This is a genomic window from Maribacter sp. Asnod2-G09 (genome assembly GCF_045063795.1).
Classification (GTDB): domain Bacteria; phylum Bacteroidota; class Bacteroidia; order Flavobacteriales; family Flavobacteriaceae; genus Maribacter.
This window is the reverse complement of sequence record NZ_JBEFOA010000005.1, coordinates 912694-925834: the sequence shown is the minus strand read 5'-3', so window position 1 is coordinate 925834 and position 13141 is coordinate 912694. Positions and strand designations below refer to the sequence as shown.

At 35.1% G+C, this 13141-nt stretch carries 13 protein-coding genes; 9 read left to right on the top strand and 4 right to left on the bottom strand.

Annotated elements, in window-relative coordinates; translation table 11 throughout:
• Positions 1 to 45: 45 nt before the first annotated feature.
• Entirely contained in the window at positions 46 to 786 is a 741-nt protein-coding gene (locus tag ACJJVT_RS16015) for a lysophospholipid acyltransferase family protein (RefSeq protein ID WP_405400034.1), read from the top strand.
• A gap of 19 nt (positions 787 to 805) precedes the next feature.
• Here the strand turns inward: ACJJVT_RS16015 and ACJJVT_RS16010 are convergent, their stop codons facing one another.
• From ACJJVT_RS16010 to recA, 4 genes are all read right to left on the bottom strand, one after another.
• Positions 806 to 2326, bottom strand: coding sequence for a hypothetical protein (locus tag ACJJVT_RS16010; protein ID WP_405400033.1), 1521 nt, complete (start codon positions 2324 to 2326; stop codon positions 806 to 808).
• Between the two features lie 31 nt (positions 2327 to 2357).
• Entirely contained in the window at positions 2358 to 2924 is a 567-nt protein-coding gene (locus tag ACJJVT_RS16005; protein ID WP_405400032.1) for an RNA polymerase sigma factor, read from the bottom strand.
• Positions 2925 to 2939: 15 nt separating this feature from the next.
• Entirely contained in the window at positions 2940 to 3365 is a 426-nt protein-coding gene (locus tag ACJJVT_RS16000; protein WP_405400031.1) for a hypothetical protein, read from the bottom strand.
• 79 nt (positions 3366 to 3444) lie between these two features.
• The gene (recA, locus tag ACJJVT_RS15995; RefSeq protein WP_027065412.1) at positions 3445 to 4452 is read right to left on the bottom strand and encodes a recombinase RecA; all 1008 of its coding nucleotides are present in this window, start codon (positions 4450 to 4452) and stop codon (positions 3445 to 3447) included.
• A gap of 373 nt (positions 4453 to 4825) precedes the next feature.
• On the opposite strand from recA, the gene ACJJVT_RS15990 reads away from it, so the two are divergent.
• The 8 genes from ACJJVT_RS15990 to ACJJVT_RS15955 all read left to right on the top strand — a co-directional run bounded on the left by ACJJVT_RS15990 (position 4826) and on the right by ACJJVT_RS15955 (position 13129).
• Complete coding sequence (locus ACJJVT_RS15990; protein WP_405400029.1) at positions 4826 to 5857, top strand: rhodanese-related sulfurtransferase; 1032 nt, start codon at positions 4826 to 4828, stop codon at positions 5855 to 5857.
• 243 nt (positions 5858 to 6100) lie between these two features.
• Positions 6101 to 7297 (top strand): stage 0 sporulation family protein, encoded by a 1197-nt coding sequence (locus tag ACJJVT_RS15985; protein WP_405400028.1) that lies wholly within the window; start codon positions 6101 to 6103, stop codon positions 7295 to 7297.
• Positions 7290 to 7775 (top strand): gliding motility lipoprotein GldH, encoded by a 486-nt coding sequence (locus tag ACJJVT_RS15980; RefSeq protein ID WP_405400027.1) that lies wholly within the window; start codon positions 7290 to 7292, stop codon positions 7773 to 7775. The genes ACJJVT_RS15985 and ACJJVT_RS15980 overlap by 8 nt, the downstream gene beginning before the upstream one ends.
• 3 nt (positions 7776 to 7778) lie before the next feature.
• Positions 7779 to 10124, top strand: a complete 2346-nt coding sequence (locus ACJJVT_RS15975; RefSeq protein ID WP_405400026.1) for a transglycosylase domain-containing protein — start codon at positions 7779 to 7781, stop codon at positions 10122 to 10124.
• A gap of 105 nt (positions 10125 to 10229) precedes the next feature.
• Positions 10230 to 10928, top strand: a complete 699-nt coding sequence (locus ACJJVT_RS15970; RefSeq protein WP_405400025.1) for a CoA transferase subunit A — start codon at positions 10230 to 10232, stop codon at positions 10926 to 10928.
• Between the two features lie 4 nt (positions 10929 to 10932).
• Positions 10933 to 11586, top strand: a complete 654-nt coding sequence (locus ACJJVT_RS15965; protein ID WP_405400024.1) for a CoA transferase subunit B — start codon at positions 10933 to 10935, stop codon at positions 11584 to 11586.
• A 507-nt stretch (positions 11587 to 12093) separates the two neighbouring features.
• Positions 12094 to 12459 carry a hypothetical protein gene (locus tag ACJJVT_RS15960; RefSeq protein WP_405400022.1) on the top strand — a complete coding sequence of 122 codons (366 nt, stop codon included), beginning with the start codon at positions 12094 to 12096 and terminating at the stop codon, positions 12457 to 12459.
• Between the two features lie 190 nt (positions 12460 to 12649).
• Positions 12650 to 13129, top strand: a complete 480-nt coding sequence (locus ACJJVT_RS15955) for a GNAT family N-acetyltransferase (protein WP_405400020.1) — start codon at positions 12650 to 12652, stop codon at positions 13127 to 13129.
• Positions 13130 to 13141 lie beyond the last annotated feature (12 nt).

Here is a 13141-nt window from a genome sequence, read left to right as displayed (position 1 = left end):
TAAAACAAATAGGAAAAAACTATCCTAAATTACTACTTTTGATTTATGCTTAAATTGCTTAAACAAGCCGGTCAAACGATATACCGCATTTGGTTTTATATTTTAGTAGCCATTCCTATTTTACTCTTTTTTCCTTTCCTTGTCCTTTTTGCCTCAAGAGAAGCATGGTATCCGCAATTTTTTTGGATGGCCAGAAACCTATGGGCTAGATTTATACTGTATGGTATGTTTTGCTTTCCAAAAGTGAAATATGAGCAGCGTTTAGTGAAAAGAAAGAGTTATATGTTGGTGGCGAACCACACGAGTATGCTTGACATTATGTTGATGCTTGTAGTAAGTAGAAACCCCTTTGTATTTGTTGGCAAGAAGGAGTTAGTTAAAATTCCTTTATTCGGATTCTTCTATAAACGGGTATGTATAATGGTAGATAGAGATAATACACAAAGTAGAACTGCTGTGTATAGAAGGGCGCAAAGAAGGTTGCAACAGGGGTTAAGTATTTGTATTTTTCCTGAAGGTGGTGTGCCCGAAGAACATATATTGTTAGATAAATTTAAGGATGGTGCTTTTAAAATGGCCATAGCCCATAAAATACCAGTCGTACCTATGACCTTTTATGATAACAAGAAAAGATTCTCTTTTACATTCTTAAGCGGTGGTCCTGGTAAGTGTAGGGCTAAAGTGCATTCATTTGTTGAAACACATTCCATTCGCCCAGAAGATACTGCAGAGCTAAGAACAAGCGTTAGGGAAACGATACTTAATGATTTAACTAAAAATAGTTAGCCCAATAAATGCGCTTCTTTTAAAACTGAAAAGTAAGTCCGCTATATACCCCAACTGAATATGGTCTAAAAGTGCCGTTTACTTCAGAAAAGGTGTTTAATTGATATTTAAAAATCGGTTCTACATTAAATCGCACCTTTGGAGAAAAATTGTAATTGAGACCAAGACCCATATTGGCGCTAAAATTTAGGTCGTTTATATTATTAGCCTCTCCTATTTCAGTAGTTAGTTCACCAGAAGTCAATGATACTGCATTGTCAATTAAAAATAAAGAGCTAACACCACCAATAAGGTTAATGCCAAATTTCTTATCTATAAGCGCATAATTTAATTCAACTGGTAATTCAAGATAGCCGAATTGTTGTGACATATAGCCTTCTCTAGTCGGACTTTTTGCAGTGATGTCTTGGGTAGAATTCGTAGTGTTGAATTTTTCTGAAGCAACCCTATTGCTAGAAATCTTTAAAGTACTAGAGGTTTCAGCATAATCAATATTCGTTAATTGACCATTATTAGAACCTAAGCTTGATGAAGATGAAAAAGCAACATCTTCAGTATCATAACCGTAGTCTACTTTATTGATCCCGGAACGTATTGTCAATTTTTTCGTGACTGAATATGCTACCGAAACTCCGTAGCTCATATTTACATTTCCTGATTTTGCATTAGGACTAAAAATTGAATTTACCGGAGAGCCTTCGCCAATGGCATTAAAATATACGGGTGCAACATTGGGGCCTGCAGACCATCTGTTGCTCGCTAGCTTTTTCTTTTTTAGTTCTTCTTGATCTTCAATCTCATCAAAAATAGATTTCTTGTTCGATTCAAGTTCTTCGGTAACTTCTTCAATAGTGCTATTTTCAGCTACCGTGCTTTCTGATTTTGAAAGATTATAATCTAAATGAGCATCAGAATCTTTGTTTGTGGTAGCAATTGCTTCTTCGGTGTTCTGATTGCTGATAGATGTGTTTTTTGAATCACTAGAGCCAACACCTTTTGTCAGTCTATTTTGTGTAACTAAGGTCTCATTCGTAGAATTGCTATTTTCTGAAACGTTTTTATTGTTTTCAGCAATAGCATCTTTCTTAGGTTCAATATTCCTGTTATAACTGTTTTTAGTCTTTTGAGCAGAAATCTTATTAGATTCTTGCTGATTGTTCAGTGCCTTGTTTTTAGCACTGTTCGCTTCGCTGTCACTAACTATATTTTGTTCGACTACAGCATTGGTAGTAGTATCTATGGAATCAATAAAAATTTCATTTTGAGTATCCGGTTGAATATCAAGAATGGTTTTTGATTCATTATCGGTGTCCACCAGAATTTCATTGCTAGTGTGTTTTTCTGTAAACGGATTAAATACTAATAAACCAATCATTATAGCAGCAGCAATACCCCCAAATGACCACCATAAAGGTATGATCCTTTTCTTCTTCTTTTTGTTCAATGACGCATCAATCGCACGCCAAACTTTATTGTCTGGTGTTTGCTTGAAGTCCGACAGCTTATCTCGGAAAAGTTCGTCTATATTCTTCTTCTGCATCTAGTACTGTTTCTATCTATAATCACCAAGATTATAAAAAGTGTGTTGATATTATAATTAAGATACTTACAATGGATTGCGTGATCTTAGTTTCTATTTTTTCTTTTAATAATGCGCGTGCCCTAGCAAGATTAGATTTTGAGGTGCCAATTGTGGTGCCTAACAATACACTAATTTCTTTATGCGTGTAGCCATCCATTACATATAAATTGAATGTAGCGCGGTATTTATTAGGTAATTCTTGAATGTAGCTTAGCAACGTTTGCAAACTGATGTCATCATAAACATTATCTACCGTAACTTCTTCTTCGGTATTATCTGTAACTACATTAAGGTATTCTTGCTTTCTATATTTTTGTAGCGCAGTATTTACGGTAATTCTTTTCATCCAACCTTCAAAAGAACCTTTATTTTTAAACTGACCTATTTTATCATAAATCGTCATAAAACTATCATGTAGGGTGTCTTCTGCCTGCGATTTAGATTTGGAATATTTTAGGCATATACCATAGAGAATTGTGGCATAGGCTCTATATAACAGCTCCTGTGCTTTACGGTCTCCTTTTTTGCAATTATGTATGAGTTCTTCTAGACTCACAAATGGTTGGTTGTTTTAAGGGTTGTTTACTGGAACGACAATTTCCATATATTCTGCCTCTCCGTCACTATTATCGCCTTTGTAAAATTTAAATGTATAGGGTTCGGTATAAATTACCTGGAAGTTGAAAGACGCCGTTTCTTGAATTAATTCTTCCATACAATCATCAATATCAGTTCTTACTGCGCCAATGGCAACAACACTTCTTATGGTCAGGGAATCTTTAACAACGTCAAAACCTTCATAGTTTGTACAACTATCAGGTTTTAAATAATTTACAGAAATCTTATAAGTCTCATTAAGAATAAAAGATTCTGGCACTTCTGCATCGACAATCTCCAATGCTGTAAAATGGAAATTGGCGTCATCATCATCAATAGAACAACCATTGCATATAAATGCTATGACCAAGGTCAACAGCATCAACTTATTTCTCATCATATAACTGTTTTGTTTTAAGATGAGAATGAAGTGCAATGGTTGCGTTAACTCATTTATGTTTAATTAAATAAAACTAAATTTAAGCATTTAAAGCAGCAATGGCTTCTCTAATTTTGCCATCTAATTCTTCAAATAATTCAGGGTTATCTAAAAGTAGGTTTTTAACCGCATCACGACCTTGACCTAATTTTGTATCACCATAGCTAAACCATGATCCACTCTTTTTTACTATTTCATATTCAACACCTAAGTCGATAACCTCACCAACTTTAGAAATACCTTCGCCATACATAATATCAAATTCAGTGGTACGGAAAGGTGGTGCTACTTTATTCTTAACAACCTTAACTCTGGTCTTGTTACCTTGAACATTACCATCTGTATCTTTTATTTGTGTAGATCTTCTAATGTCTAAACGAACAGATGCGTAAAATTTAAGTGCATTACCACCAGTAGTAGTTTCTGGGTTACCGAACATTACACCAATTTTTTCACGTAATTGGTTAATGAATATAACGGTACAGTTTGTTTTGCTGATAGAACCGGTTAATTTTCTAAGTGCTTGAGACATTAAACGAGCGTGAAGACCCATTTTAGAATCTCCCATTTCTCCTTCAATTTCACTTTTAGGTGTCAATGCCGCAACTGAATCTATTACTACTATATCGATTGCTCCAGAACGAATTAAGTTATCTGCAATCTCTAAACCTTGCTCACCGTTATCTGGTTGAGAAATAATTAAGTTGTCTATATCTACACCTAGTTTTTGAGCGTAAAAACGGTCAAAAGCATGCTCTGCATCAATAAATGCTGCAATACCGCCATTTTTCTGCGCTTCTGCTATCGCATGTAAAGTCAAGGTTGTTTTACCTGAAGATTCTGGTCCGTAAATTTCAATTACACGACCTCTTGGGTAACCCCCTACGCCTAAGGCAATATCTAAACCTAATGAGCCAGAAGGTATCACTTCAACATCTGCAACAACACTATCGCCCATTTTCATTACAGCGCCCTTACCGTAGGTCTTATCCATTTTGTCAAGGGTCAACTTTAATGCTTTTAATTTTGCTTCTTTTTCAGAACTCATTTTCTATTTTTTTGGAAAGCTAAATTACCAAATCTTTTTTGATTTGAATAATATTGAATCGATAACGCAACCATTTTAAGCAATTACTATCTTTTATAAAATAGAAGTTACTTCATTGGTTATAAATCGCTGTTTTTAGTGTCGGCGATTATAGGTGGCTATATCCTTTTTCTATTCTTTAAGAAGGCTATGAAAAAGAAAAAAATGGAATAGTCGATAAAGAGTCTTGTTATAAACAAGGCTCTTTTTTTATGAACTAATGTGGTTAGCGGCAATAAAATAGGTGCATTTTTCAATATTATAGCTATTTTTGTCATTCAAAATTTTTCTATAAACCTTCTGCCAATTGGCAGACTTAAAATATTAGTATAGCATGCAACTGTACAATACGTTAAGTGCAATAGAAAGAGCAGCTTTAATTGAAGAAGCGGGTAAGGAACGCCTTACTATCTCTTTCTATACCTATGCACACATTGGTAACACCAACATTTTTAGAAACCACCTTTTTATCAACTGGAACGATATGGATGTTCTTGGGCGAATTTATGTCGCTCATGAGGGTATAAATGCCCAACTTTCTGTTCCAGCGGAAAATTTCAATGTTTTTAAAGAGCATTTAGATAGTATTTCTTTTCTAGAGAATGTTCGACTTAATATTGCCATAGAGCAAGACAACCTTTCGTTTTTAAAATTGAAAGTGAAAGTGCGCAAGAAGATTGTAGCTGACGGGTTAGAAGACAATTCTTTTGATGTTACTAATAAGGGTATTCACGTTGGTGCTGAAAAATTCAATGAACTTATTGAAGATCCTGATACGGTTCTCGTAGATATGCGTAATCACTACGAAAGTGAAATAGGCCATTTTAAAAATGCCGTTACACCAGATGTAGATACGTTTAGAGATTCACTTGATATTATAGAACGAGATTTAGCAGATCATAAAAAGGATAAGAAACTGGTGATGTACTGTACTGGCGGAATTCGTTGCGAAAAAGCTAGTGCTTATTACAAACACAAAGGTTTTGAACAAGTATATCAGTTAGAAGGCGGAATCATTGAATACACGCGACAAGTAGAGAAGAACAATCTTGAAAATAAATTCAAGGGTAAAAATTTCGTTTTTGATCACAGAAGGGGAGAGCGTATTAGTGATGACGTTATTGCTAATTGCCATCAATGTGGCGAGCCTTGCGATGAGCATGTAAATTGTGCCAATGAAGCTTGCCATTTATTATTTATTCAATGCCCATCTTGTGCTGAAAAAATGAATAATTGCTGTTCAGACACTTGTAAAGAAGTACATGAATTACCTTTTGAAGAACAAAAAGCGTTGAGAAAAGGTAAGGTTGTAAGCAATAAGATATTTAAAAAAGGCCGATCAGAAGTGCTGAAGTTTAAAAAGTAGGCTTTATGATTTAATAAGGTTTAAGTCATTAAACTATACAATATAGTATAAAAAGGCAGCGTTTTTCGTTGCCTTTTTATGTTTTTGAAATGGTCTTAGGTTATTGGTAAAGTCGCTATTTAAAACCTTCACCGCTAATTTCACTTTTATTTCACATTAAAAAAACTGTATCTTTACCTATAAGTTTTTTATGAACCTTTTTTGGTGAATTTTATAAGATTCGACCAAACCAATATATATAATATGAGTTGTAGTAGTTGTTCTACCGGTAAGGATGGACAACCAAAGGGATGCAAGAATAACGGTACTTGCGGTACAGATGGTTGCAATAAACTGACAGTCTTTGACTGGCTTTCAAATATGTCGCTCCCTAATGGGGAACGACCATTCGATTTTGTTGAAGTACGATTTAAAAATAGTAGAAAAGAGTTTTTTCAGAACACAGAAAATCTTTCACTTTCCATAGGCGATATAGTTGCCACACAAGCACAATCAGGTCATGACATTGGTATGGTTACCTTAACAGGTGAGCTTGTACGTGTGCAAATGAAGCGAAAGAAGGTGTCTTTTACTGATGAAGAAGCTCCGAAAGTTTACAGAAAAGCTAGTCAGAAAGACATAGATATTTGGCAAAAATGTAGAGATCGAGAAGAAGAAATTAAGAAAAGAGCGCGTGAAATCGCCATTATCTTAAAACTTCAAATGAAGATTTCTGATGTTGAGTTTCAAGGCGATGGCTCTAAAGCTACTTTTTATTATACGGCAGATGAACGTGTAGATTTTCGTCAGTTGATAAAAGATATGGCAAAGGCGTTCGGTATTCGTATCGAAATGCGTCAAATTGGGTATCGTCAAGAAGCACAAAGGCTTGGTGGTATTGGCTCTTGTGGTAGAGAGTTGTGTTGTTCAACATGGTTAACAGATTTTAGGTCTGTAAGTACTTCTGCAGCACGTTACCAACAACTATCATTGAATCCGCAAAAGCTTGCTGGTCAATGTGGTAAACTAAAGTGTTGTTTAAATTATGAGCTAGATGTCTATGTTGATGCTCTTAAAGATTTTCCTGCTCAAGACACAAAATTATTCACTGAAAAAGGACTCGCTTTCTGTCAGAAAACTGATATTTTTAAAGAAATGCTGTGGTTTTCATATAGAGATGATCCTGCTAATTGGCATGTACTTTCTAAAGATCAGGTAAACGAAATCTTAGAGAAGAATAAAAAGAAAGAGAAAGTAGCTAGTTTAGAGATGTACGCAATGGAAATTGCCGTTGAAGAAAAAGTTGTTTTCGAAAATGTAGTAGGGCAAGATAGCCTTACACGTTTCGATAGACCAAAAGGTGGCGGAAACAATAATAAAAATAGGAATAAGAACAAAAATCGCAACCGAAATAAGAACAAGAACAGAAATCGTAATAGAAATCAAAAGAAAGATGCGTAGTATATCTTGTTGTTTTTTAGCACTTGTGCTATTTGCTTCTTGTGACAGTAATATTATCAAAACTGAGTACCGAACACTAGAAGACGGTGTTTGGAACAAAGATAATGTGCTAGAATTTTCACTTTCTAAAATGGATACAATTGCGCCGCATGATATCTTTATCAACGTTCGTAATGACAATACTTTCCCATATAGCAATCTATTTATCATTGCAGCATTGACAACACCAGAAGGCGAGGTAACTAAAGACACTTTAGAATATGCAATGTCTTTGCCAGATGGTACTTGGCTTGGTAAGGGCAGTGGCAGTATCAAGGAAAATAAATTATGGTATAAAGAAAACATCGTTTTTTCATCTTCTGGCGTATATACTATAGAGGTATCACAGGCGATGCGTAAAAATGGTAATGTTTCTGGAATTATAGGTCTAGAAGGTATTACAGATGTAGGTATAGAAGTAACAAAAAGCACCCCGTAAACAATGGCAAAAGAGGTAAAGAAAAAAACAACGAATAGTTTTTCGAAATTCATATTATGGTTTTGGATTTTGTTTGGCTCAGGTATTGCTATTGTGGCATTAATTTTCCTATCTGCTTCTTGGGGACTTTTCGGTGAACTGCCCTCTTACGAGTATTTAGAAAATCCGCAGACAAATTTAGCTTCTCAAATCATCTCTTCTGATGGTAATTTGTTGGGTAAATTTTATTTAGATGATAACCGTACCGATGTAAAGTTCGAAGAATTGCCAGATAACTTGGTCAATGCCTTGATTGCAACTGAAGATGCTCGTTTTAAAGACCATTCTGGTATTGATGCCAGAGGTACTGTTAGGGCTTTCGCATATTTAGGAAGTAAGGGTGGAGCAAGTACCATTTCACAACAATTGGCACGGCAACTTTTTGTAGGGGTTCGTTCTAGAAATAAGTTAGAAACAATTCAGCAAAAAATTAAAGAGTGGGTTTTAGCGATAAGATTAGAGCGTAGTTATACCAAGGAAGAAATCATTAGTATGTATTTTAATATCTATGATTTTGGTAATAATGCCGATGGTATTCGTTCTGCTGCACGTATTTATTTTGGTAAAGAACCTAAAGACCTTAAAATTGAAGAGTCTGCCATGTTGGTGGGTATGTTCAAAAATTCATCCCTATTCAACCCTATGCGTAGGGAAGAAATGGTGAAAGACCGTAGAGATGTTGTTTTAGCTCAAATGGCTAAATATGAATATATCTCTGAAGTAGAGAAAGATTCTTTACAGGCTATGAAGATGGATATTAATTATAATCCAGAAACGCATAGTGTAGGTTTAGCTACTTACTTTAGAATGTATCTACAGCGTTTTATGAAAGATTGGATTAATAAGAATCCAAAACCTGCGATAGGTGATGAACCAGACAAGTATAATCTGTATTTAGACGGACTAAAAATCTACACGACTATTGACTCTAAAATGCAAGCTAATGCAGAAGAGGCGGTCAATGAGCATATGACAAAGTTACAAGCGGAATTTTTTCATCAAAATACACCAGATAGGAATAAAACAGCACCTTTCTTAGATATTACTCCAGAGGAAACGAAGAAAATTATGGAGCGAGCCATGAAGAATTCTGAGCGTTGGAAAATCATGAAAGCTGCTGGTAAATCTGAAAAAGAGATTCGTGAATCTTTTGATAAGAAAGCCGAAATGACCGTTTTCGATTGGAAGAGTCCGACTAAAGAAAAAGATACTATTCTTACTCCAAGAGATTCCATTCGCTATTATAAAGCCTTTTTAAGAACGGCAATGATGTCTATGGAGCCACAAACCGGTCATGTGAAAGCATGGGTTGGTGGTATCAATTACAAGCATTTTCAATATGATAATGTTATACAGGGCGCAAGACAGGCAGGTTCTACTTTTAAGCCTTTCGTCTATGCTGCGGCTATAGATCAATTACGATTATCTCCTTGTGAAACTCGCCCAGATACGCAGTATTGTATCGAAGCTGGTAAGCACGGTAATGTTGAACCATGGTGTCCAAGAAATTCTAACCTTAAATATTCAGGTAATAGCTATACGTTGAAAAAGGCATTAGCTAATTCTGTAAATACAGTTACAGCACAATTAATAGATGAGGTTGGTCCAAAATCTGTTGTTAGTATGGTACGAAACCTCGGTCTTTCTGGAGATATACCAGAAGTTCCTTCAATTGCTCTGGGCACTGTAGACGTTAATGTATATGACATGGTAGGCGCCTATGGTGCTTTTGCCAACCAAGGGGTATATGTAAAACCTGTAATGGTAACTCGTATAGAAAATAAAGATGGTACCGTTTTATATGAATACGTTCCTGAAACTAAAGATGTTTTGAGTAAAGATGTTTCTTATGCTATTTTAGATCTAATGAAAGGTGTTACCCAAGGGGGTTCAGGTACACGATTACGTACTACAGGTTATAATAAGTGGAGACCTGAGTATGATGAAATTATTACGGGTTACCCTTATAAATTAACGAACCCTATTGCGGGTAAAACAGGTACTACACAGAATAATAGTGATGGTTGGTTTATGGGTATGGTTCCTAATTTAGTTACCGGTGTTTGGGTAGGTGGTGAAGAAAGAGCTGTTCACTTTAAAAGTATTACATACGGACAAGGTGCTTCAATGGCGCTGCCAATATGGGGATTGTATATGACCAAGAATTATGCAGACGAAGAGCTAGGTATTTCTAAAGAAGATTTTGAGAAGCCAAGTAATATGTCGATACAAATTAATTGCGATGAGTTTGCAGCCGATGTTAAAGAAGATAATGATATTGAAGATGATCTAGAAGATTTAGATTTCTAATCATATACTATCGTATTAATGAAAAGGTCTTGGTGTAAACCAAGACCTTTTTTTATTTAATCCATTTTAAATGGGTAATTTAGTGACTAGATAATTTAATAAAGAATGATACGTAAAACAGTAGCAAACGTAACCGATGCATTAGCAGGAGTAAAAGACGGAATGACCTTTATGTTAGGGGGATTCGGACTTTGTGGTATACCTGAAAATGCGATAAGTGAATTGGTCAATTTAGGTGTAAAAGACATCACTTGTATTTCTAATAATGCGGGAGTTGATGATTTTGGCTTAGGATTATTGTTGCAGCAACATCAAATTAAAAAAATGATATCTTCTTATGTTGGCGAGAACGATGAATTCGAAAGACAGATGTTAAGTGGAGAGTTAGAGGTTGAGCTAACACCACAAGGTACATTGGCTGAAAAATGTAGAGCTGCACAATCTGGATTTCCTGCTTTTTTCACTCCGGCTGGTTATGGTACAGAAGTGGCAGAAGGAAAAGAGGTGCGTGAATTTGATGGGAAAATGTACATATTAGAAGAAGCATTTAAGGCAGATTTTGCTTTTGTAAAAGCTTGGAAAGGTGACGCTGCCGGTAACTTAATATTTAAAGGGACTGCGCGAAATTTTAATCCATGTATGTGTGGTGCAGCAACAATTACTGTGGCTGAGGTTGAAGAATTAGTACCTGAAGGAGAGCTAGATCCAAACCAAATACATATTCCGGGAATATTCGTGCAACGCATTTTTCAAGGAAAAGATTACGAGAAAAGAATAGAACAAAGAACGGTACGTCAAAAATAAGAGCATGTTAGATAAAAACGGAATTGCAAAGAGAATTGCACAAGAAGTGGAAGACGGTTATTATGTAAACTTAGGTATTGGTATTCCTACCCTAGTTGCTAATTATGTTCGTGAAGATATTAGTGTAGAGTTTCAAAGTGAAAACGGAATTCTAGGTATGGGTCCATTTCCTTTTGAAGGGGAAGAAGACGCAGATTTAATAAATGCCGGTAAGCAAACTATTACCGCGCTACCTGGCGCATCTTATTTTGACTCTGCAATGAGTTTTGCTATGATTAGAGGTAAACATGTAGACCTTACCATACTTGGCGCTATGGAGGTTGCTGAGAACGGTGATATAGCCAACTGGAAAATTCCTGGTAAAATGGTAAAAGGTATGGGTGGTGCTATGGATCTTGTAGCATCGGCAGAGAATATCATCGTTGCGATGATGCATACCAATAGGGCAGGTGAATCTAAACTATTAAAGAGGTGTAGTCTTCCTTTAACAGGGGTAGGTTGTGTTAAGAAGATAGTAACTAATTTGGCAGTACTCGAGGTTATAGACGATGGCTTTTTACTGTTAGAAAGAGCGCCTGGTGTTTCGGTAGATGACATCAAAGCTGCGACTGAAGGTAATCTAATAATTAGAGGAGAAGTTGCAGAGATGAATTTTTAATAGGGTTGGGTAAATCATCGATGAAATAAGCTTTTCATATTTTTCACAACAGGTTATATTCGGTACACAACATTTATTGTCATATTTGAGAACAACAGATGTATCTTTAGACCTCAATGAAACCCATAACCTATTAATTGCTTAACCGTCATGAACTCTCAAATTAATCACACAGCAAACGAACATAAAATTCAAGTATATAGAAATGACTTCTTTAGTGGATTTCTAAGACTTACCAAAAAGTTATTTATGTTATAAATTACTTTAACGAAATTATAAAAGAGCGACTTAATAAGTCGCTCTTTTTTTTTGCCTTTTTTTAGACGACGAGAATTTTAATAACCTATAATTAAACTTTTAATTTTAAGGTTGATGAACTAACTTGTCTAGGTTCACCACAATTTTAAGAAGTTTTACCACAAATACTTTATTGTAAGAAAAAGACTACATATATTTGAAGTGTAATAAAAAGTGAATCCCAAATCGCTTTGAAAAACTTAACCTAAAATGAAGTATGTATTTAGTTGCCTAATCTTGTTGGTACTTGTTACCTCTTGTTCAAAAATTGAAGAAAATAACGATCCTATTATTGGCATTTGGAACCATACGGTGAAAACCGCTACCAATACGAATAAAATGGTTGTTGATAATGAAGAATGGATCTTTAATGATGTCTATCTAGGTAGATTTCATGGTTACAAAGATGGACAAGTGGTTTATCTAACAGATTTTAGCTGGAGTGTAAACGGTGACGAATACATAGTCAGCTACCCAGGTACTGATTTCCCCGATGATTTTGTAAAAATGCAAGAGACAGATGAAGGAACAATACTTATGAGAACAGAAGGTAAAATATTTGCCGAAAAACAATAAAAGTTCGCAATTGAAAAATGCCCACGAACAATTGCATGTTATAAACATGCAGTACTAGAAACAGAAAAGTTATCAAATCAACCATTTTATAAAATTTCCCCCGGTTAGGAGCAAAGTAATTTGCTCCTTTTTTTATTTTAGGGGTATGGTACTTACTTATACTTTATGTTCTCTTCAAGAACTGGATCAATTGAGGTCAATTTCAGAACAAACCTTTGTTACTGCCTTTGCTAAAGATAATGACCCAAAAGATTTTGAAATCTACATTAAAAAAGCCTTTGCATTAGAAACGATTAAAGGAGAACTACTTAACCCTAATAGCAATTTTTACTTTGTTTATGCTAATAATGAAGTTGTTGGTTACTTTAAGTTAAATGTGAATGATGCACAGTCAGAATTAAAGAAAGATGATAGTATGGAGTTGGAGCGTATTTATGTATTAGCTAAGCATCAAGGTTTGGGTTTAGGGGAACAATTTCTACATCACATTAAAACTATTGCTCAAAAACGAAACAAGAAAATGTTATGGCTAGGTGTGTGGCAAGAGAATAAACGCGCCATAAAATTCTATGAACACCACGGATTTCAAAAATTCGATACTCATCCATATTTTATAGGTTCAGATGAGCAAACAGATTGGTTAATGCGTTTCAATTTAAGTACCTTGTAGTTTTAAACTAAC

Coding starts and splice junctions, on each gene's coding strand:
- ACJJVT_RS15965 (WP_405400024.1), top strand. CDS start 10,933: ATGTTAGATAAAAACGGAATTGCAAAGAGAATTGCACAAGAAGTGGAA.
- ACJJVT_RS15980 (WP_405400027.1), top strand. CDS start 7,290: ATGCGTAGTATATCTTGTTGTTTTTTAGCACTTGTGCTATTTGCTTCT.
- ACJJVT_RS15970 (WP_405400025.1), top strand. CDS start 10,230: ATGATACGTAAAACAGTAGCAAACGTAACCGATGCATTAGCAGGAGTA.
- ACJJVT_RS15985 (WP_405400028.1), top strand. CDS start 6,101: ATGAGTTGTAGTAGTTGTTCTACCGGTAAGGATGGACAACCAAAGGGA.
- ACJJVT_RS15960 (WP_405400022.1), top strand. CDS start 12,094: ATGAAGTATGTATTTAGTTGCCTAATCTTGTTGGTACTTGTTACCTCT.
- ACJJVT_RS16000 (WP_405400031.1), bottom strand. CDS start 3,365: ATGATGAGAAATAAGTTGATGCTGTTGACCTTGGTCATAGCATTTATA.
- ACJJVT_RS16015 (WP_405400034.1), top strand. CDS start 46: ATGCTTAAATTGCTTAAACAAGCCGGTCAAACGATATACCGCATTTGG.
- ACJJVT_RS16010 (WP_405400033.1), bottom strand. CDS start 2,326: ATGCAGAAGAAGAATATAGACGAACTTTTCCGAGATAAGCTGTCGGAC.
- ACJJVT_RS15975 (WP_405400026.1), top strand. CDS start 7,779: ATGGCAAAAGAGGTAAAGAAAAAAACAACGAATAGTTTTTCGAAATTC.
- recA (WP_027065412.1), bottom strand. CDS start 4,452: ATGAGTTCTGAAAAAGAAGCAAAATTAAAAGCATTAAAGTTGACCCTT.
- ACJJVT_RS15990 (WP_405400029.1), top strand. CDS start 4,826: ATGCAACTGTACAATACGTTAAGTGCAATAGAAAGAGCAGCTTTAATT.